This is a genomic window from Paenibacillus medicaginis (assembly GCF_042138635.1).
Taxonomy (GTDB): Bacteria; Bacillota; Bacilli; order Paenibacillales; family Paenibacillaceae; genus Paenibacillus; species Paenibacillus medicaginis.
The window spans coordinates 13,612-31,211 of record NZ_JBHIRY010000023.1 but is presented as its reverse complement, the minus strand read 5'-3'; the positions used below and the strand labels follow the sequence as shown (position 1 = coordinate 31,211).

Below are 17,600 nucleotides of genomic sequence, written 5' to 3'. Positions count from 1 at the left end.
TATTCCACCAAAGCTTTACTTTAAGCGGATGCGCGGATCCGCCACCCCGTACAGAACATCAGACAGCAGGTTGCCCAGCAGTGTCAGAATGGCCAGAAAAATAGTGAAGCCCAGCATGAACGGATAATCCCGCATCGTGATCGATTCCAGATAGACCTGACCGACACCCGGCCAGACGAATACCTTCTCCAGAATGATGGCCCCTCCGAACAGCGCCGGCAGCTCAAAGCCCAGCAGTGTAATGGCCGGAATCAGCGCGTTGCGCAAAGCATGCTTGAATATAACGGTCCGTTCCTTCAAGCCTTTGGCCCGTGCGGTTCGTATGTAATCCTGACGGATCACCTCAAGCATACTGGTGCGGAAATAGCGGGTCAGGCTACCCGTGCTGAGCATCGTTAAGACAAGCACCGGCAAAAACATATGCTCCGCCACATCCAGCACGTATGTCCAGCTGCCTGCATGGCTTTGCCCTGCCGTGGTCATTCCCCCGACCGGGAAAAGGCCAAGATCAAGCGCGAAAATTTTGATCAGCAAGAGACCTATGAAAAAAGACGGCAAAGACATGCATAAGAAAATAAAAAGCGTCACAAGCTTATCAAACAGCGAATATTGAAACTTGGCTGAAAAAACACCTGCAAAGACGGCGATGATCCAGCTGAAGATGAGGCTGAAAAAGGCGATGATCACGGAGTTCCATACATAATTGCTGATCACCTGGGTAACCGGCTGCTTGTGCTGCAGCGATTCCCCCATATTGCCCTGCAGCATATTGCCCGCCCATATGAAATACCGTTTATATTCCGGCTGATCCAGGCCATAAATATGCCGGAGTTGGGCCTCCTTCTCGGCCGTCATGTTCGGATTGTCTTTACCCGTAATATAATCTCCCGGCACCATGGCGGAAATCGCGAACACGATGATGGAGATGCCGATCAGGGTAGGGATCATCTGCAGCAGCCTGCGTAAGATGTACTGCTTCATGGCAAGACTCCTCCCGGCTCATAAGTGATATGCCCAGCCCGGTGTGAGCTGAGCATATGAGTGCAAGTTCAAAAAGTCAGGTTTTCAGCACCGAGAAGATTGGATGAAGCTAGGGACTGAGGAGCGGAGCGTACTTGGGGTACGTGAGCACCGGAAGGCCCGGCTGAATTCAAGATTCGATGTCGAGTCCGCTTCCTGACTTCCTTCGTGATCAAAAGATGACTTTTTGAACTACCTCTATAAGGGCATTTCCGGCTATTGGGCAATTTGCATACTATATAAGCTATATTCAAAGTCTTTGAAAGGAGAAATATCAAATCCCGACAGGCGACCATTGATCGGCCACATATCCCGGCGCTGGTACATAAAGATGACCGGCAAATCCTTGTTCAGCTCCTGATAAAGCTGTTTGTACAGATCTTTACGCTTTTCCTGATCCAGTTCCTTCTTGGCAGCCAGTGTCAGTTCATCCACCTTGGTGTTAGAATAACCGATATCATTCTGGGCACCGTCGGTAATATAGACAGTTGTATCCGGATCTGGTTCCAAGCTCCAGGCCGCAAAGAACATGTCGAAGTTACCCGTATCCTTTTTGTCCATGATGGCGTTAAAGTCTAACGTTTCGGACGTGAGATCAATGCCCAGTTCCTTGTAATTGTTCGTCATAATCGGCAGCAGCGCGTCAATCACCGGGTTATCGGCGGTAGCGGAGAAATTAATCTTGAACTTCTCGCCATTTTTTTCGCGGATTCCATCCGTGCCAGCCTTCCATCCAGCTTCATCCAACAACTGTTTGGCCTTTTCCATATCAAATGAATAAGTTTCGATCCCTTCATCCGTGTACGCCCAGGACTCCGTGGATTGCGGAATATTCAGCACGTTGGCGTATGGTCCATAGACTCCCTGCACAATTTCCTCCCGGTTGAGGCCGACAGTCAACGCCTGACGAACCTTCGGATCCTGGAATTTTTTCTCCTTGTGGTTAAAAGCAATATATCCGTAGCCGTTGGTCGGCATAATATGCACATTCAAAAATCCGAGTGAACTCAACTCCTCCACATTGTCCTCGGTGACGGTTATGTTATCCATATCCGTCTCGCCCGTTTGCAGCATGGATAAGCTGGTTCCTTCCGTTGTCGTTTTGAAGATGACCGTTTTCACTTTTGGTGCACCCTTAAAGTAGTTCGGATTTGCCTCAAGCACGACTTCCTGGCCTGGCGAAAAGCTTTTCAGCACATATTGTCCGGAGCCGAGGGGCTTGTTGTGCAGTGCCTTGATTCCGTCCAGATTGCCTTTGGTATAATTCTTGCCGTAATAGCTTTCAGGCATCATCGGCAAATCCCCGAGGAAGTCTCTTGTATATGCCGTTGCTTCCGTTACAGTAATCTCAATGGTATTGTCGTCAATGATTTTAACACCCGATATATCCTTGGCGTCTCCTTCAAAATAATCCCGGCCGCCTGCGATGTTAAAAGCAAGAGCATCTATCTCTCCGTCATATGACGGGTCATGCAATACCCTCAACACAAAAGCATAATCTGTAACTGTCACTGGTGTAGCGTCGCTGTAAGTTACCCCTGGTTTAAGGTGGAAGGTGTATTTGAGTCCGTCATCGGAAACATCTACACTGTCCGCAAGATTTTCTGTATATGTACCGTCTTTCTGTACTTGCAGGAATGAATCGAATATAGATCTTGCAACATAATCATCATAAACAGTCTGGCGGAATAAACGGTTAAATACCCCTTTCGGAGCTGTCAAGCCTACAATGACCGTATCCGTACGCTGCTTCGCCAAATCCGGATTCAGCGACATATCCGCTGCTTCAATGACCCCTTCACTTGCAGGCTCGGCTATTTCGTTTGTCTTTGTATCCTCTGTCGCCGGCTCCGCAGTCTGGGCCTCGCCCCCGCCTCCCAAAGCGCAGGCTGTTAGCATCGAACCCATTAACGCAATCATCAAGACCATATAAAACCATTTTCTCATGTTTAGCATGCGGTAATTCCCCCTTCAGTAAGCATGAACTACTTACATAATAATTTGGGCCTGCAAACTTGCAGGCAAAGAAGGTGAAACACTAGCTCTGGACTTAACCACAATAGATGAAAAAATGCCCCCCTAAGCAGAAGCGGGGAAATACAAGCATAAGCTAATCTCATATGAATTCTTGGTGATTGTTGCAGGTGAAACCTGGATACTGTACGCTGCACCCCCCTCTACTTTTGATGCAAAGAAACTGTTGACCTTTAAACCGTTGGTCAATTACAACAAGCAGCTAACCTTATCCTTTAATTATGATTCATCTTACAGTGTCAATTTACTTTACGTCAATATATTTTTTGAAAGTTAAAGCCAACATTGTTTATAAAAAAATGGAATGTTACGCCATCATTCAGGACCCTTAAAAGTGTTTGATTAACATGTATATTACATAGAAAGTTAAAAATTTAAACTTACATGTAATCATATGCCTGAATCAATGGATCATATTGAAGGGTCATTATAGTGGGATTCATGCGAAGTTACAGCTATGTGAATGGAATTTGGATAGAATTGGATTAGTAATAACTTACAATGTCATGTAACTTCTGTCAAGCATGTCTGTAGAGTTAGTGGAAAAAAATCTCTTTTATTCAGCAAAAAGGCGCCCTCTCACAGAGGACGCCCGTTGTTGCTTGCTGATATGCTATTACTCCGTAGTGTACGGAAGCAGAGCGATTTGACGGGAACGTTTGACAGCGATTGTCAACATACGTTGGTATTTCGCGCTTGTTCCTGTTACACGGCGAGGCAGGATTTTACCACGCTCGCTAATAAATTTTTTCAGCAGATCAGTATCTTTATAGTCAATGTGAGTAATTTTGTTCACAGTGAAATAGCATACTTTACGACGCTTGTTGCGACCGCGACGAGCCGGTCTTTTGTTGTCGTCTCCGCCTTCTCTTTGTCTGAAGCCCATTCTGTGTCAGTCCTTTCGTATTAAAATGGCAAATCATCATCCGAAATATCAATCGGTTTACCGTCATCGGAAAAAGGATCTTGATTGTTACGCGTATAATTCCCGTTCCCGTTCCCATTTCCGCGTCCGCCGCCTCCGTAAGAAGGCTCCTCACGCATAGCTCCGCCACCGCTGCTGTTGCCGCCTTCACGGTTCGACTCCAGGAAACGGACATTATCAGCGACCACTTCAGTAACGTATACCCGTTTACCTTCGTTGTTCTCATAGTTCCGTACCTGAATGCGTCCTTCAACAGCCGTCAGACGGCCTTTGCGAAGATAATTGGCGCAGGTTTCCGCAAGCTGGCGCCAGGTAACGACCGGAATGAAATCCGCTTCCCGTTCCCCGCCTTGACTTGTAAACGGACGGTCCACAGCCAGCGTAAACTGGGTTACTGCCACACCGGATGGTGTATAGCGCAGTTCAGGATCTTTGGTTAAGCGACCAATCAGAATGACACGGTTCAACAATCTAATCCCCTCCTTTGAACGTTGTGCAACTACATCACCAGACGCTTATTAAGCAACGTCGTTCGTAATGAGATAACGAATGACTTCGTCAGAAATTTTCATTTGGCGCTCCAGCTCGGCAACTACAGCAGGCTCTGCCGTAAAGTTAACCAGAACGAAGGAACCGTCACGAAACTTCTGAATCTCATACGCAAGACGGCGTTTCGTAATGTCGTGGTTTGTAATTTCACCACCGCCATTGGAGATGATACCTTGGTACTTCTCGACTGCAGCCTGAAGGGCTTCCTGATCAATGTCAGGGCGAACAATGTACATCACTTCGTATTTGCGCATTTCATACACCTCCTTATGGACATAAGGCCCTCAATCTTGGTTGAGAGCAAGGAACGAGCCTAAACTCGCACCAAAATAGTATACCAGATGAACATTTCCATTGCAACTCTAAAACACATGTTATCATCCAGTACGGGCAAAATACGTGTGGAGCTTTCAGAATCCAAATTTCAATTCATAAAAGGAGGTCTGCCATATGGGTGAAAAAACCGAATTTGAACCAGGGGACAAAGCACCAAACAATGGAGTATACATGGAGGTTGGGGAAGCCAGCTTCCATACGGAAATCACAAATCCGCAGCAGGTGAAGCTCCATAAGGGAGAAGCATTCCCCGAAACGACGAATAAAGACCGCAAGTGGAAAAAGAAAACAAAAGCGCGGGTACACTAAATTATCATGTATAATGGGCTGCCTCCCTGCTCATAATATCATCAGGCGGTGCAGCAGAGAGGTGTGGTTCCGTTGGACGACGTAGCCGGACATGACTGTTGGAGGATCGACTCCAGGCATTAGAAGCAACAGAAAGTGCTTTTAGCACGGTATTGCCAGACAATACGCTGGGTTTCAGGATGTTAGGGAAAGATCAAAATCCATTTATGCACCGCCGGACAGAAGGAGAACCTTTAGGGTTCTCCTTCTTGATGTTCAATGCTCCCCATGGTAGAATTTAGAAGGTTTACTTAATTCGGATAGACTACATCAACCGAACTATACATACTTGATAACGGGGGTTATCCAATGAGTATTTCCCGTGTTCTGAAGTGGATTTCCGGCATTCTGGAGCTTGGATTGGCCATACCGGTCATTGGAGGCTCTATCGTTATTTTCTCGGGTTACAGCGCGCTTGGGTTTATGTTTGTGCTGCATCTGATTACCGCTATTTTATCCGTGCGTAATCAGGAGCCTGCTTACGGATCTTGGTTTGGAATTGTTGCCTCCCTGCTTGCCTGGATCCCGGTCATTGGCTGGCTGCTGCATCTCATTACAGGAATTCTATGTATCATTACAGCAATCAAAAAATCTTCCCGGTACAATTATCCACCCAATCCATTTTAACTGAAATCGCAAGAAAAACATTCCATTTCCCTGCTAAGCATGCAAAAAAACCTTCCGTTTAAACCGGAAGGTTTCATTATTCGATATTGTAGTAAGTAATGGCGGAAAGAGTGGGATTCGAACCCACGCACGCCTTGCGACGCCTAGCTGATTTCGAGTCAGCCCCCTTGGGCCTCTTGGGTACCTTTCCGCAGCAATTTTGATTTTACCACAGAATGTACAACATTGCAACTAAAAAAGCGGGGCTGCCGAATTTTACATGGATTCCGTTGGGTCGGTCTCCTCCGTTGCAGAACGCAGCACTTTTTTCATATTTTTTTCAAACTTTGCACGCGGGATTAACACACTGTGCTTGCATCCTACACATTTGATACGGATATCCATACCCATCCGGATGATCTCCATTTCATTACTCCCGCAAGGATGAGGCTTCTTCATCTGAACGATATCCCCCAACTGGAATACTTTACGCTCCATTTTTACGCTCCTCCTTCGCCTCTTCTGTGACTGCCGTTTCCTCAATAGTCAGCTTTACCGCTTCTTCCTCTTCGAGGGCTTTTCTAACCTCTGTCTGAATTTCTCGCTGCACCACGGCATTTGTATTCGGACGGCATTCCGCAACCACTCTGATTACATACTCAGCCGTCGTCATGGATTGAACACCCAACACGTCCGGAGGCGATGTCACTTTATAATTTCGCTCCTGAATGCCCTCTACGGCATTTTTCACCAATTGTATCGCCTCTTTGAGGCTTTTCTCCGTCTTGATCGGGATATCCACCACGGCTAATGAATTGGTTATGGAGAAGTTGGTTACCGTAGTAATGAGTCCGTTGGGGATAATATATACCTCACCCTGCCAGCTTACCAGCCTTGTCGTCCGCAGGCCGATAATCTCCACCGTTCCTTTATAAGTACCTGTCTGAATAACGTCACCTACTGCAAACTGATCCTCGAAAATGATAAAAAAACCAGTGATCACATCTTTGACCAGGCTTTGCGCGCCGAAGCCGACCGCCAGTCCGATGACACCTGCACCAGCGATTAGAGGAGCGAGCTCGATACCCATCTGTGATAAAACGAGCAAAATCAGAATAAAATTGGACACTACAGCCACCACATTTTTCAGCAGTTCGCCAATCGTAGTCATCCGCCGTGTATTCAAACGGATTCTTGTTCCCTCACGCCGTTCCATCACCTTATCGATCAATTTATAGATGATACGCATCCCAACCCGGGCAATAAAATAAATGACGGCTATTTTCAAGCAGACATATAAGAGATTTGTCCACATGCTGACATCCGTCAACCAGGCCCAAATCTGATCCTTCCATTGAACAGCCTGCACCACCGCCTCATCTGCAGTGTCTGTCCCATTGCTGTTCAGTATCTGCTGCAGCATACGGTTCTTCATCCTCTCCTGATAGCTCTCAACCTTCATTTATTTAAAGCTTATTCTCTCTACTGTGCCAAGTATAAAAGCAAGGAGTATTCCATATACTAGTTACTACTATATCGATGCAGGAAAGGAAGATATCATGAATCCTTCGTCCAGTACCGTCTCCAAAACGGAGCCATCCAGTCTTAAAATACCACACACCGATCATGGAATCCAATCTGCCATTATCCATCGTTTATTATTCCACCTTCACCAGGCTCACAGTTTGAAAAATCTGGTTATCGTATGTGTCGGGACGGACCGGTCCACTGGAGATGCCTTGGGACCACTGGTTGGGACAAGTCTTGCCAAATGGAAAAGCCCGCTCTTTCATTTGTACGGTACACTTGACGAACCTGTGCATGCCGTGAATTTGCAGGAAACCTTAGACAAGATTCATCGACTCCATGATGATCCTTTTATTATTGGCATTGATGCCTGTTTGGGGCAAAGCTCCAGCGTTGGCTGTATCCAGGTAGCAGAAGGACCGCTGCGGCCCGGTGCTGGCGTTAACAAAGAATTGCCGCCTGTCGGCAATATCCATTTGACTGGTATTGTGAATGTAGGCGGCTTCATGGAATATTTTGTTTTGCAGAATACCAGGCTGAGTCTGGTCATGAAGCTTTCGGATATTATTTCCAAAAGCCTCTATTCAGCGATTACGGAGTGGCATTACCGTTCTGCGCCGCTTGCTGCGCAAGAGAAATAGCTTCCTTTTCTTCATCAGACAGCATATAGGAGGAAGTGCCGCTTTGCACCGGCTTGGCATACACATAGGAACCGTCCCTGTTATAAATGCCTGTAAGCACCATTCCATCGCTTGCTTGATCCAGCAAAGCCAACGAGAAGCTTAGCTCTCCTCCCCTTTCGTTAAAAGCATTATAGCGGGTCAATCCAATGTTGGCTTTCATTCCATTCATCTGGTGTCGAATAGCCTCCATCACGGACCGGCTTTTCTGCTGTTCGTCCTCAATAGAATCCATTTGCATCTTCAAATCAATTAACAGGGTCTCCAAATCATCTACACCGCTGCCTGACATCATAACCTCATATTTACGGCGCATTTTTCGCAGTTTTGCCCCTTGCACCATAACTATAATCAGCAGGATAAATATAAAGAATGCGATTCCCGTAATGAACAAAGATAATTGTTCCATAATTAGACCGTTTAATTCAGCCATTTGCCGTTTCTACCCCTCTGTCTTATTTAATTGTCCTGCTTTTCGCATTCGGCTTTTTTTGTGTCTCGTAACAAGGCCTAAGTTTTGGATATTTCAGCAGGTAACTCGAAAATCTTGTTCAATGACTTAGTTCGGACATAAGAATGACATATCCCTTCCATTTTTTCACTGGAGGTCGATATGTCATTTTTGCTTTTTTTACACTCTCTATTTTATTCAAGAAAATTACTGCAAGAGCTCCAGCAATCTTTCGAGATCCTGTTGACTGTAATAATTCAGTTCAATCTTCCCTTTGTCTTTATTATGTTTAATCTTCACGGTCGTTTTAAAGCGCTCACGCAAGTTCTCTTCTACATTTTCAATATACGGGTCTTTCTTTTTCTTCTTAAGCTTGCTCTTGTCGTCATCCTTCTTGTGATCCAGGTTTTGGACTGCCTGCTCCAGTTCCCGGACACTCCAATGTTGATTAATGCACTGCATCGCCAGCTGCTTGAGAATCTGTTCATCTTTCACCCCGACAATCGCCCTGGCGTGTCCCATTGACAATGTTCCACGTGAAACATAGTCTTTAACCTCATCAGGAAGGGAAAGCAATCTGAGGAAATTGGCAATGTGGGAGCGCGACTTCCCGACCTTCATGGATAATTCCTCCTGAGTAAGTGAGAACTGCTCCATTAACCCCTGATACGCTACCGCCACTTCCATTGCGTTCAGGTTCTCCCTCTGAAGATTTTCGATAAGAGCAATTTCCATGACCTGCTGGTCAGAGAAGTTTCGAACTACGGCTGGAATCGTGGTATTACCGCAATATTGAGAAGCTCTAAACCGGCGTTCACCGGCAATAATCTCGTATCCTTTCAGGACGCTTCTTACGATAATCGGCTGAATTACACCATGCTGACGGATTGACTCAGCCAGCTCCTTAATCGCATCTTCTTCAAACGTTTTGCGCGGCTGGTAGGGATTGGCACGCAGCTGAGTTAGCGGGATATCCACTATTTTATCGTCATCACTGACCGTAAGAGATGGAATCAGGGCATCAAGGCCTTTTCCAAGTCTTTTACTCATAAGAAACCACTTCCTTTGCCAATTCAATATATACTTCCGCTCCACGTGAACGGGGATCATAGGTAATGATGGATTGGCCGTGCGAAGGCGCTTCACTCAAACGAACATTACGCGGAATAATTGTTTGGTAAACTTTATTCTGAAAATACTTCTTGACCTCCTCGATAACTTGAATGCCAAGATTCGTACGTGCATCGAACATCGTTAAAAGCACACCTTCGATCTGCAGCGAAGTGTTCAAATGCTTTTGAACAAGTCTTACCGTGTTTAACAATTGGCTTAAGCCTTCCAAGGCATAATACTCGCACTGTATAGGAATGATGACTGAATCAGCGGCTGTCAGAGAGTTGAGGGTCAGAATGCCCAAGGACGGTGGGCAATCAATCAGGATATAATCATATTTATTCTTTACGAGCTGAAGAGATTTCTTCAGTCGAAGCTCACGGGAAATCGTGGGCACCAGTTCAATCTCGGCACCAGCTAACTGAATGGTGGCTGGGATGATATCCAACCCTTCCACCTGTGTAGACGTTATTGCTTCATTGGGATCAACCTCATTAATGAGCACATCATATATACAGTTAGGGACATCTGCTTTATTGATGCCTACTCCGCTGGTTGTGTTGCCCTGCGGGTCAATATCCACGAGCAGTACCCGTTTGCCGAGGGAAGCAAGTCCGGCGCCCAAATTAACGGAAGTGGTCGTTTTCCCTACTCCGCCCTTTTGATTGGCTACAGCTATAATTTTGGACAATTCGTTCACCTCATAATTTAATAGGGGGTCTCTTGTAGTCATAATTTGTTCATCTGTACGCAGATGAGTTGTAGATAGAAAAAGCGGCAATCGCTGCCGCTTCTACGGTTCAATTACTCATTTGCGTTTTGGTATATGGATAACGATTTCGTAGTGGTCTTCATTGTCGGATTCTTTTGTCTTAATATCCAGTCCGGAGCCGGATACCATATCGATAGACTGCCTGATCGTATTCAGTGCCAGACGAACATCCTTGGTGAACGAAATACGTTTTGATTTTTTAATTTTGGAAGCTTCTTTATAATAAGCAATTCTCGCTTCCGTCTGCTTCACATTCAGTTCTTTGGCTATGATTTCGGAAAGCACCTTCTGCTGCAGTTCCTCATTATCCAATGAAAGCAAAGCCCGGGCATGCCTTTCGGTAATCTTGCGCTCCATCAGCGCTGTCTTCGCAGCTTCCGGCAGATTCAACAAACGAATTTTGTTGGCGATGGTGGATTGGCTTTTCCCGAGACGCTGTGCAAGACTTTCCTGAGTCAGTTGATGCAGGTCAATCAATTTCTGATACGCTACAGCCTCTTCAATCGCTGTCAGCCCTTCTCGCTGCAAATTTTCGATTAACGCAATGGAAGCAGCTTGCGAATCATTAAATTCCCGGACAATGGCCGGGATGCTATCCATGCCAAGCTTCGTTACCGCACGCCAGCGCCGTTCACCTGCAATAATTTCATAACGGCCGTCCCGGGACCGCACAACAATCGGTTGAATTACACCATGTGTTTTGATCGTCTGGCATAGCTCATCAATCTTGTCGTCATCAAAGATCGTTCTGGGCTGGTAAGGGCTGCTTACAATATCATGGATCGGGATATTCTTGACCTCGTCCCCACTTGCACGCTCAGCAAAACCAAACAGCTTTGAAATTTGTTCTTTCATTCCGTATAATACCACCTAATTTCAAAATGGACATATCTCTGTGCCTGCCAATTGTTGGCCATCTCCACTTACCCGCTGCCCCCAATTTCAGGAGACGTGAAATACAAAAACGGTTACTTCTATTCTATCACTTTTTTGCCTATAATCCTATCTGTTCCATTGCACGCTTTTTTCTTTTGAAACTATTATCCTATATGAAAGGGAAGTATCCTAAAAAAACCGTCAATTAGGGCAAACTTTTAATGTGTTGTGAGGCGCTACGTGCATATCTCTACTTAAAAACAATGATCTCCTTCCCTGTCCTTTAAACTTCTGTAATCATACAAGAAGGGAATCTCTCTTTACATAAAGAAATTGCATTAGGAAACTTCTCCTCGGTAAAAGATGGCTCGCGATTCACAATTTTTTTCTGGTAAATCCTCTTCCTCTACCGATTTAAAGTATGTATAGCACGGTCTGGATATCATTAGAAACCAAAAAGAGGGAATGTTTCACGTGAAACACTCCCTCTTCATTCTAGTTTTTGATTAACGGCATTTTCAATGGTGTTCCCGATTTTCTTGGATATTTGCGGGGAGTATCACCCGTTTTATCGATCAGGATAATATGTCTGGCTGATTCCTCAACCGGTAATTGAAAAGCCTGAACCTCTCTTACCTTACCATTAAGCTCCTTCAAGCTGAAAGCTGCCTCCTGTAGCTCCTCTCCAGGATCGCTTCCTTTCATGGCGGCAAAGGTTCCTCCTTTGTGTGTAAAAGGAAGACAGAATTCATTCAGCACGGCAAGCTTTGCAACCGCTCTGGCGGTGACCAAATCATAGCTGTCACGATAGCCCGGCTTATGGCCTAGCTCCTCCGCCCTTCCGTGAATTAATTCAACTTGCTGAAGCCCCGCCGATTCACAAAGATGCTGCAAAAAGTTGATCCGCTTTTGCAGGGAATCGATGATGGTCAGTCGCAGATGGGGAAAACATATTTTCAAAGGTATTCCCGGAAACCCGGCTCCAGATCCGATATCAGCCAGGTTTGAAACCTGAGCCATACCGATATAGAAAGCCAGCGATATAGAGTCATAAAAATGCTTTGTATATACCGCTTCACGTTCCGTAATCCCGGTGAGGTTCATCTTTTCATTCCAATCGACCAGTTCACGGAAATAAATCTCAAATTGTTCGAGCTGACGGTCCTCAAGGTGAATTCCATGGCCTGCAAGCCTCTCCTGAAATTGCTGCTGAATAACGTCCGTCATTATGCTCTTGCCGCCTTCACCCGGTTATAATGCTCCAAATAGACAAGCAGAATAGAAATATCTGCAGGGGTTACGCCGGAAATCCGGGAAGCCTGCCCGATGGAAACGGGACGAATTGTGTGCAATTTCTGTTTGGCTTCCATGGCAAGCCCTTGGATTTCGTTGTAATCAATATCGTCAGGCAGTTTCTTCTTCTCCATCTTTTGCAGACGTTCTACATGCTGAAGCTGTTTCTCGATATAACCGGCATACTTGATCTGAATTTCTACCTGTTCCTTCATTTCTTCATCCAGTTCCAATGAGGAAGGTGAAATTTGCTCAATTTGCGAGTAACCCACTTCCGGACGGCGCAGCATATTCAGCAGATTGCTTCCATCCTGAATCGGTGCCGAGCCGACTGATTCCAGCATGGCATTCACTTCTGCCGGACGAACCTTTACGGAAGCGAGACGTTCAACTTCCTGCTCCACTTTGTTTTTCTTATCCAGGAAGCTTTGATAACGATCGTCGGTGATCAATCCGATTTCATAGCCGATTGGTGTCAGGCGCAGATCCGCATTGTCATGACGAAGCAACAAGCGGTACTCCGCACGTGAAGTCAACAGGCGGTAAGGTTCATTCGTCCCTTTGGTTACAAGATCATCGATTAATACGCCAATGTAGCCTTGGGAACGGTCCAGAATCACCGGTTCTTTTCTTTGCACTTTACGGGCGGCGTTGATGCCAGCCATAATCCCCTGCCCTGCCGCTTCTTCATAGCCGGAGGTGCCATTGATCTGTCCAGCCGTGAACAGACCCGGGAGGCGCTTCGTTTCCAGCGAAGGACGCAGTTGGGTTGGCACGATGGCGTCATACTCAATAGCATAACCATTTCGCATCATCTGCACATTTTCCATCCCTGGAATAGAACGCAGCACGGACAACTGCACGTCCTCAGGCAAGCTTGTGGAGAGACCCTGGACATAATACTCCGATGTATTTTTTCCTTCAGGCTCCAGGAAAATTTGATGCTTCGATTTATCCGCGAAACGGACAACTTTATCCTCAATCGATGGACAGTAGCGCGGACCTGTTCCTTCAATGACACCGGAGAACATCGGTGCACGATGCAGGTTGTCATTGATAATTTGATGTGTTACCTCCGATGTATAAGTGAGCCAGCAAGGAAGCTGCTCATTATCAGAGGACTTCGTTTCATACGAGAAAAACTTCGGCTTGTCATCACCCGGTTGAATCTCGGTTTTGCTGAAATCAATACTGTCTTTATGCACACGCGGCGGTGTGCCTGTTTTGAATCGGACCAGCTCAAACCCGAGTTCACGCAGATTCTCCGCCAAACGTACGGAAGGCTGCTGGTTGTTCGGTCCGCTTTCATACATCAGCTCACCCATAATAATTTTGCCGCGCAGGTAGGTACCTGTGGTCAGCACTACAGCGTTCGCCCGGTATTCCGTGCCTGTTTTCGTAATGACACCGACGCACTGTCCATCTTCAACGATCAGCTCTTCCACCATACCTTGACGCATTGTCAGGTTAGGCTCCAGCTCCAGCGTTTCCTTCATCGTATGCTGATAAGAAAACTTATCGGCTTGGGCACGCAGCGCATGCACCGCCGGGCCTTTTCCGGTATTCAACATTCGCATCTGAATAAAAGTTTTATCAATATTGCGTCCCATTTCTCCGCCAAGCGCATCGATCTCACGTACGACATGGCCTTTGGCCGGTCCCCCGATCGACGGGTTGCACGGCATGAACGCTACCATATCCAGGTTAATTGTAATCATAAGCGTCTTCACGCCCATTCGGGCTGCCGCAAGTGCCGCTTCGACTCCAGCGTGTCCGGCACCTACGACAATCACATCATAGCTGCCGCCATGGTATCCCATTTCTTTCTCCTCCTTTAGGTTCCCGGAAATGACCGGTAATTAATGAAAACATATATGAACAGACCACCAGGCCCTTCTCGCTTCCGTAAAACTTACTTGCCCAGACAAAACTGGGAGAATATTTGGTCAATCAGCGCATCATGAGCCGTATCGCCCACAATTTCACCTAATTGCTCCCACGCCAGTCGCACATCAATCTGAATCATGTCAATCGGCACAAATTGATCGGCCGCCTCATAGGCATCCTTCAGCGACTGCTTCGCTTTTTTGAGCAGCGCAATATGCCTGACATTGCTTACATAAGTCATATCGGCAGATTCCAGCTTACCGCTGAAGAACAGCTTGGATATACCCTCCTCCAGCAATTCAAGCCCCTGCTCTTCCTTCACCGACATTGGAATGATAAGCTCTTCAGGGAAATAACGCTGCAAAATGTCCCGCCCCACCTGAGAAGGTAAGTCCATTTTATTCATAATGACAATCGCTTGTCTACCGCGGATTTGTTCCATTAATTCCAGCTCATCCTGATGCAAGGGCTCACCGGCGTTGATCACCATCAAAATCAGATCTGCTTCACTTACCGCGTTCTTGGAGCGTTCCACCCCGATCTGTTCCACCACGTCCATAGTCTCCCGAATGCCGGCAGTATCCAGCAGCCGCAGCGGGATATTGCGGATCGTCACATATTCCTCAATCACATCACGTGTGGTCCCCGGAATGTCCGTGACAATCGCCTTCTCCCCTTGGACCAGCGTATTAAGCAACGACGACTTGCCGACATTCGGCCGGCCGACAATCGCCGTTGTAATGCCTTCGCGCAATATTTTCCCCTGCTCCGCCGTCTGCAGCAGCCGGTCGATTTCAGCCATCACCTCACTGCTTTTTTCCTTAATGAACTGGGAGGTCATCGATTCTACATCATGCTCGGGGTAATCAATATTCACCTCGATATGCGCCAGCGTCTCTACCAGCGTATGACGGAGCTTGCGGATTTTAGAAGACAGCATGCCGTCTACCTGCTTCAATGCAATCGAGAATGCCTTATCCGATTTTGACCGGATCAGGTCAATAACCCCTTCCGCCTGGCTGAGGTCAATTCGCCCGTTCAGGAAAGCACGTTTTGTGAATTCTCCTGGCTCGGCAAGCCGGATGTTCTGCAGCAGCAGCAGATCCATCACCCGTTTAACCGCAACGATGCCCCCGTGGGAGCTGATCTCCACTACATCCTCCATCGTGAAGGAGCGCGGTGCAAGCATGACGGTCACCAGCACCTCTTCCACCTTCTCGCCATTCTCCGGATTCAGAATATGGCCGTAATGCACCGTGTGCGACGCCGCTTGTCTCAACGGGGTTTTACTTTTGAATATACGTTCCACTTCCACTACAGCGTTCGGACCGCTGACACGAATCACGGCAATGCCGCTCTCTCCTACAGCCGTGGAAATGGCTGCAATTGTATCGCCAAGCATACAGCTTTCACCTCTTTTTCAGAGAAATCATTTGGAACTTCACGTCATACGTATCTTGAAAAAAAGCAATGGCCTCTGCGTGATGCAGAAAGCCATTGCAATCCTTTACTTCTTGGCAATAATGACGCGCCGATTAGGCTCGTCTCCCTTACTGAAGGTTCTTACTTCGGCGTGACGCTGCAATGCCGCATGAATGGTCTTGCGCTCATTGGGAGGCATGGGCTCCAAAATCACTTCCTTGCCCGTGCGGGTCACCTGGGCAGCCAGCCGTTCCGCCAGATTTTCAAGTGTCTTTTGACGGCGCAGCCGGAAATTTTCAGCATCCAGAATGATCTTAACGTAGCCGCCTGCATGACGGTTAGCTACAATATTCGTTAAGTATTGAAGCGCATCAAGCGTCTGGCCGCGGCGCCCGATGAGCATGCCCAGATCCGATCCGGAAATGTCCATCACGCTCTCATCCTTGCCTCGGCGCAGATCCACCTCTACCTCAAGTCCCATTCCCGCAGCCGTCTCGCGTACAAACCGCACTGCTTCTTCATAAGGATCGATTTTGCTTGCAGGCTCTTCTGCTACCGTAGCGGAAGACTGTTTTACAAGGTGCTCTTCTTCTTCTGCGGTCTGTGCCGGGGAATCCTGCAAATGAAATGACGCTGACGCTTTAACCTCATCAACAGCCGGTTCGGGAAGGATCGTCAATTCTACCTTCGCTTTCCTGGCCCCAATGAAGCCCAGGAATCCTTTTGACGGCTGCTCCAAAACGGTAACGTGAACATGTTTCCGGCTTGTCCCCAATTGGGACAGCCCTTGTTCTACAGCATCTTCAATGGTTTTTCCTGTTGCTACGACCTTCGTCATCTCGATTTTTTGGCTCCCTTCTTCCCGCTTTTTTTATTGCCTTTGGAGCTCGATTTCACAGCTTCGGCTGCCCTCACATTAGCCATGGCTGCAGTTTTGCCGTTGTTGCGGTACAAGAAGTAGTTCTGAACGATCGTGTAAATGTTGCTGTAAAACCAGTACAGCGGCAGTGCAGACGGGAACTGGTAGGACATGATGAAAATCAGAACCGGATATACCCACAGGAGGAACTGCATCGGTCCCTGTTGCGGCGTCGGATTCAATTTCATCATCATCCAGGTCTGTACAAACGTCGTGATCGCCGCCAGAATCGGAAGAATCCAGAAGCGGTCGGGTTCACCCAGTTGCAGCCACAGGAAGGTGTGCTCCCGCAGCTCGGAGTTATAATAAATAGCATTATAAAGCGCGATAAAGATAGGCATTTGCACTAGCAATGGAAGACAACCGGCCATCGGATTGACCTTGTTCTCCTGGAACAGCTTCATCGTTTCCTGCTGAACTTTCTCCGGCGTATCTTTGTATTTTTTCTGTATTTCCTGAAGCTGAGGCTGAACGGCCTGCATCGCCTTCGAACTCTTGACCTGCTTGAGTGTCAAAGGCAAAATTAATGTACGAACGATAATCACCAGAACGAGAACGCCCAGACCGTATTCACCGTTGAACCATTTGGCAAACGTGTCCAGCGCATAAGAAAACCAATAAACCACATTCCGCTGCCAGAATGAGTTACTGTTGGCTAAATCGGCCGTGGTGTACGAATTATTGGCCGCACCACATCCGGCCAGCAGGAGAACTAGTCCAATTACTGCTATCAGGAGAAGCCATCTACCCTGTTTTGTCTTCAAACGCGACACTTCATAACCCCTTTCTTAACCATTACATTCCAACGTAAATGATATCATATCCGCCCATACAAAGAAACT

19 protein-coding genes and 1 tRNA gene are annotated in these 17,600 nt (G+C 47.0%); 3 read left to right on the top strand and 17 right to left on the bottom strand.

Annotated features, from left to right (window positions below; genetic code table 11):
- Positions 1 to 15: 15 nt before the first annotated feature.
- From ACE5LO_RS19995 to rpsF, 5 genes are all read right to left on the bottom strand, one after another.
- On the bottom strand, positions 16 to 981 hold the full coding sequence (locus ACE5LO_RS19995) for an ABC transporter permease (RefSeq protein WP_375521760.1): 966 nt from the start codon (positions 979 to 981) through the stop codon (positions 16 to 18).
- A gap of 255 nt (positions 982 to 1,236) precedes the next feature.
- Entirely contained in the window at positions 1,237 to 2,976 is a 1,740-nt protein-coding gene (locus ACE5LO_RS19990; protein ID WP_375521759.1) for an ABC transporter substrate-binding protein, read from the bottom strand.
- Between the two features lie 694 nt (positions 2,977 to 3,670).
- Positions 3,671 to 3,940 (bottom strand): 30S ribosomal protein S18, encoded by a 270-nt coding sequence (rpsR, locus tag ACE5LO_RS19985; protein ID WP_355323004.1) that lies wholly within the window; start codon positions 3,938 to 3,940, stop codon positions 3,671 to 3,673.
- A 20-nt stretch (positions 3,941 to 3,960) separates the two neighbouring features.
- Positions 3,961 to 4,449: a single-stranded DNA-binding protein gene (ssb, locus tag ACE5LO_RS19980; protein ID WP_375521758.1), complete on the bottom strand. Its 489-nt coding sequence runs from the start codon at positions 4,447 to 4,449 to the stop codon at positions 3,961 to 3,963.
- A 48-nt stretch (positions 4,450 to 4,497) separates the two neighbouring features.
- Complete coding sequence (gene rpsF / locus ACE5LO_RS19975) at positions 4,498 to 4,782, bottom strand: 30S ribosomal protein S6 (RefSeq protein WP_375357745.1); 285 nt, start codon at positions 4,780 to 4,782, stop codon at positions 4,498 to 4,500.
- 196 nt (positions 4,783 to 4,978) lie between these two features.
- Between rpsF and ACE5LO_RS19970 the strand changes: the two genes are divergently transcribed.
- Complete coding sequence (locus ACE5LO_RS19970) at positions 4,979 to 5,173, top strand: YjzC family protein (RefSeq protein WP_375521757.1); 195 nt, start codon at positions 4,979 to 4,981, stop codon at positions 5,171 to 5,173.
- A gap of 348 nt (positions 5,174 to 5,521) precedes the next feature.
- Positions 5,522 to 5,839 carry a hypothetical protein gene (locus tag ACE5LO_RS19965; protein WP_375521756.1) on the top strand — a complete coding sequence of 106 codons (318 nt, stop codon included), beginning with the start codon at positions 5,522 to 5,524 and terminating at the stop codon, positions 5,837 to 5,839.
- 99 nt (positions 5,840 to 5,938) lie between these two features.
- Here ACE5LO_RS19965 and ACE5LO_RS19960 read toward each other — a convergent pair.
- The 3 genes from ACE5LO_RS19960 to ACE5LO_RS19950 form a co-directional block, all read right to left on the bottom strand.
- Positions 5,939 to 6,029: transfer RNA gene (locus ACE5LO_RS19960), tRNA-Ser, on the bottom strand.
- A gap of 65 nt (positions 6,030 to 6,094) precedes the next feature.
- Positions 6,095 to 6,316: a DUF951 domain-containing protein gene (locus ACE5LO_RS19955; RefSeq protein ID WP_375521755.1), complete on the bottom strand. Its 222-nt coding sequence runs from the start codon at positions 6,314 to 6,316 to the stop codon at positions 6,095 to 6,097.
- Positions 6,306 to 7,241 carry a mechanosensitive ion channel family protein gene (locus ACE5LO_RS19950; protein WP_375521754.1) on the bottom strand — a complete coding sequence of 312 codons (936 nt, stop codon included), beginning with the start codon at positions 7,239 to 7,241 and terminating at the stop codon, positions 6,306 to 6,308. Before ACE5LO_RS19950 ends, ACE5LO_RS19955 begins: the two co-directional genes overlap by 11 nt.
- 136 nt (positions 7,242 to 7,377) lie before the next feature.
- Between ACE5LO_RS19950 and yyaC the strand changes: the two genes are divergently transcribed.
- On the top strand, positions 7,378 to 7,986 hold the full coding sequence (yyaC, locus tag ACE5LO_RS19945; protein WP_375521753.1) for a spore protease YyaC: 609 nt from the start codon (positions 7,378 to 7,380) through the stop codon (positions 7,984 to 7,986).
- On the opposite strand, the gene ACE5LO_RS19940 is transcribed toward yyaC, so the two are convergent.
- From ACE5LO_RS19940 to ACE5LO_RS19900, 9 genes are all read right to left on the bottom strand, one after another.
- Positions 7,937 to 8,458, bottom strand: a complete 522-nt coding sequence (locus tag ACE5LO_RS19940) for a DUF4446 family protein (protein ID WP_375521752.1) — start codon at positions 8,456 to 8,458, stop codon at positions 7,937 to 7,939. The two genes, yyaC and ACE5LO_RS19940, sit on opposite strands and share 50 nt — an antisense overlap.
- Positions 8,459 to 8,683: 225 nt before the next feature.
- Positions 8,684 to 9,526: a ParB/RepB/Spo0J family partition protein gene (locus ACE5LO_RS19935; RefSeq protein WP_375521751.1), complete on the bottom strand. Its 843-nt coding sequence runs from the start codon at positions 9,524 to 9,526 to the stop codon at positions 8,684 to 8,686.
- The gene (locus tag ACE5LO_RS19930; RefSeq protein ID WP_375357737.1) at positions 9,519 to 10,280 is read right to left on the bottom strand and encodes a ParA family protein; all 762 of its coding nucleotides are present in this window, start codon (positions 10,278 to 10,280) and stop codon (positions 9,519 to 9,521) included. The genes ACE5LO_RS19935 and ACE5LO_RS19930 overlap by 8 nt, the downstream gene beginning before the upstream one ends.
- Before the next feature lie 117 nt (positions 10,281 to 10,397).
- A complete protein-coding gene (gene noc / locus ACE5LO_RS19925) occupies positions 10,398 to 11,216 on the bottom strand; it encodes a nucleoid occlusion protein (protein WP_375357736.1) in 819 nt (272 codons plus the stop codon).
- A gap of 516 nt (positions 11,217 to 11,732) precedes the next feature.
- A complete protein-coding gene (rsmG, locus tag ACE5LO_RS19920) occupies positions 11,733 to 12,464 on the bottom strand; it encodes a 16S rRNA (guanine(527)-N(7))-methyltransferase RsmG (RefSeq protein WP_375521750.1) in 732 nt (243 codons plus the stop codon).
- Positions 12,464 to 14,350: a tRNA uridine-5-carboxymethylaminomethyl(34) synthesis enzyme MnmG gene (mnmG, locus tag ACE5LO_RS19915; RefSeq protein WP_375521749.1), complete on the bottom strand. Its 1,887-nt coding sequence runs from the start codon at positions 14,348 to 14,350 to the stop codon at positions 12,464 to 12,466. The genes rsmG and mnmG overlap by 1 nt, the downstream gene beginning before the upstream one ends.
- A gap of 92 nt (positions 14,351 to 14,442) precedes the next feature.
- Positions 14,443 to 15,819: a tRNA uridine-5-carboxymethylaminomethyl(34) synthesis GTPase MnmE gene (gene mnmE / locus ACE5LO_RS19910; RefSeq protein ID WP_375521748.1), complete on the bottom strand. Its 1,377-nt coding sequence runs from the start codon at positions 15,817 to 15,819 to the stop codon at positions 14,443 to 14,445.
- A gap of 105 nt (positions 15,820 to 15,924) precedes the next feature.
- Positions 15,925 to 16,677, bottom strand: coding sequence for an RNA-binding cell elongation regulator Jag/EloR (jag, locus tag ACE5LO_RS19905; RefSeq protein WP_375521747.1), 753 nt, complete (start codon positions 16,675 to 16,677; stop codon positions 15,925 to 15,927).
- On the bottom strand, positions 16,674 to 17,531 hold the full coding sequence (locus ACE5LO_RS19900) for a YidC/Oxa1 family membrane protein insertase (protein WP_375521746.1): 858 nt from the start codon (positions 17,529 to 17,531) through the stop codon (positions 16,674 to 16,676). Before ACE5LO_RS19900 ends, jag begins: the two co-directional genes overlap by 4 nt.
- Positions 17,532 to 17,600: the final 69 nt, after the last annotated feature.

Coding starts and splice junctions, on each gene's coding strand:
- ACE5LO_RS19995 (WP_375521760.1), bottom strand. CDS start 981: ATGAAGCAGTACATCTTACGCAGGCTGCTGCAGATGATCCCTACCCTG.
- ACE5LO_RS19990 (WP_375521759.1), bottom strand. CDS start 2,976: ATGCTAAACATGAGAAAATGGTTTTATATGGTCTTGATGATTGCGTTA.
- rpsR (WP_355323004.1), bottom strand. CDS start 3,940: ATGGGCTTCAGACAAAGAGAAGGCGGAGACGACAACAAAAGACCGGCT.
- rpsF (WP_375357745.1), bottom strand. CDS start 4,782: ATGCGCAAATACGAAGTGATGTACATTGTTCGCCCTGACATTGATCAG.
- ACE5LO_RS19970 (WP_375521757.1), top strand. CDS start 4,979: ATGGGTGAAAAAACCGAATTTGAACCAGGGGACAAAGCACCAAACAAT.
- ACE5LO_RS19965 (WP_375521756.1), top strand. CDS start 5,522: ATGAGTATTTCCCGTGTTCTGAAGTGGATTTCCGGCATTCTGGAGCTT.
- ACE5LO_RS19955 (WP_375521755.1), bottom strand. CDS start 6,316: ATGGAGCGTAAAGTATTCCAGTTGGGGGATATCGTTCAGATGAAGAAG.
- ACE5LO_RS19950 (WP_375521754.1), bottom strand. CDS start 7,241: ATGCTGCAGCAGATACTGAACAGCAATGGGACAGACACTGCAGATGAG.
- yyaC (WP_375521753.1), top strand. CDS start 7,378: ATGAATCCTTCGTCCAGTACCGTCTCCAAAACGGAGCCATCCAGTCTT.
- ACE5LO_RS19940 (WP_375521752.1), bottom strand. CDS start 8,458: ATGGCTGAATTAAACGGTCTAATTATGGAACAATTATCTTTGTTCATT.
- ACE5LO_RS19935 (WP_375521751.1), bottom strand. CDS start 9,526: ATGAGTAAAAGACTTGGAAAAGGCCTTGATGCCCTGATTCCATCTCTT.
- noc (WP_375357736.1), bottom strand. CDS start 11,216: ATGAAAGAACAAATTTCAAAGCTGTTTGGTTTTGCTGAGCGTGCAAGT.
- rsmG (WP_375521750.1), bottom strand. CDS start 12,464: ATGACGGACGTTATTCAGCAGCAATTTCAGGAGAGGCTTGCAGGCCAT.
- mnmG (WP_375521749.1), bottom strand. CDS start 14,350: ATGGGATACCATGGCGGCAGCTATGATGTGATTGTCGTAGGTGCCGGA.
- mnmE (WP_375521748.1), bottom strand. CDS start 15,819: ATGCTTGGCGATACAATTGCAGCCATTTCCACGGCTGTAGGAGAGAGC.
- jag (WP_375521747.1), bottom strand. CDS start 16,677: ATGACGAAGGTCGTAGCAACAGGAAAAACCATTGAAGATGCTGTAGAA.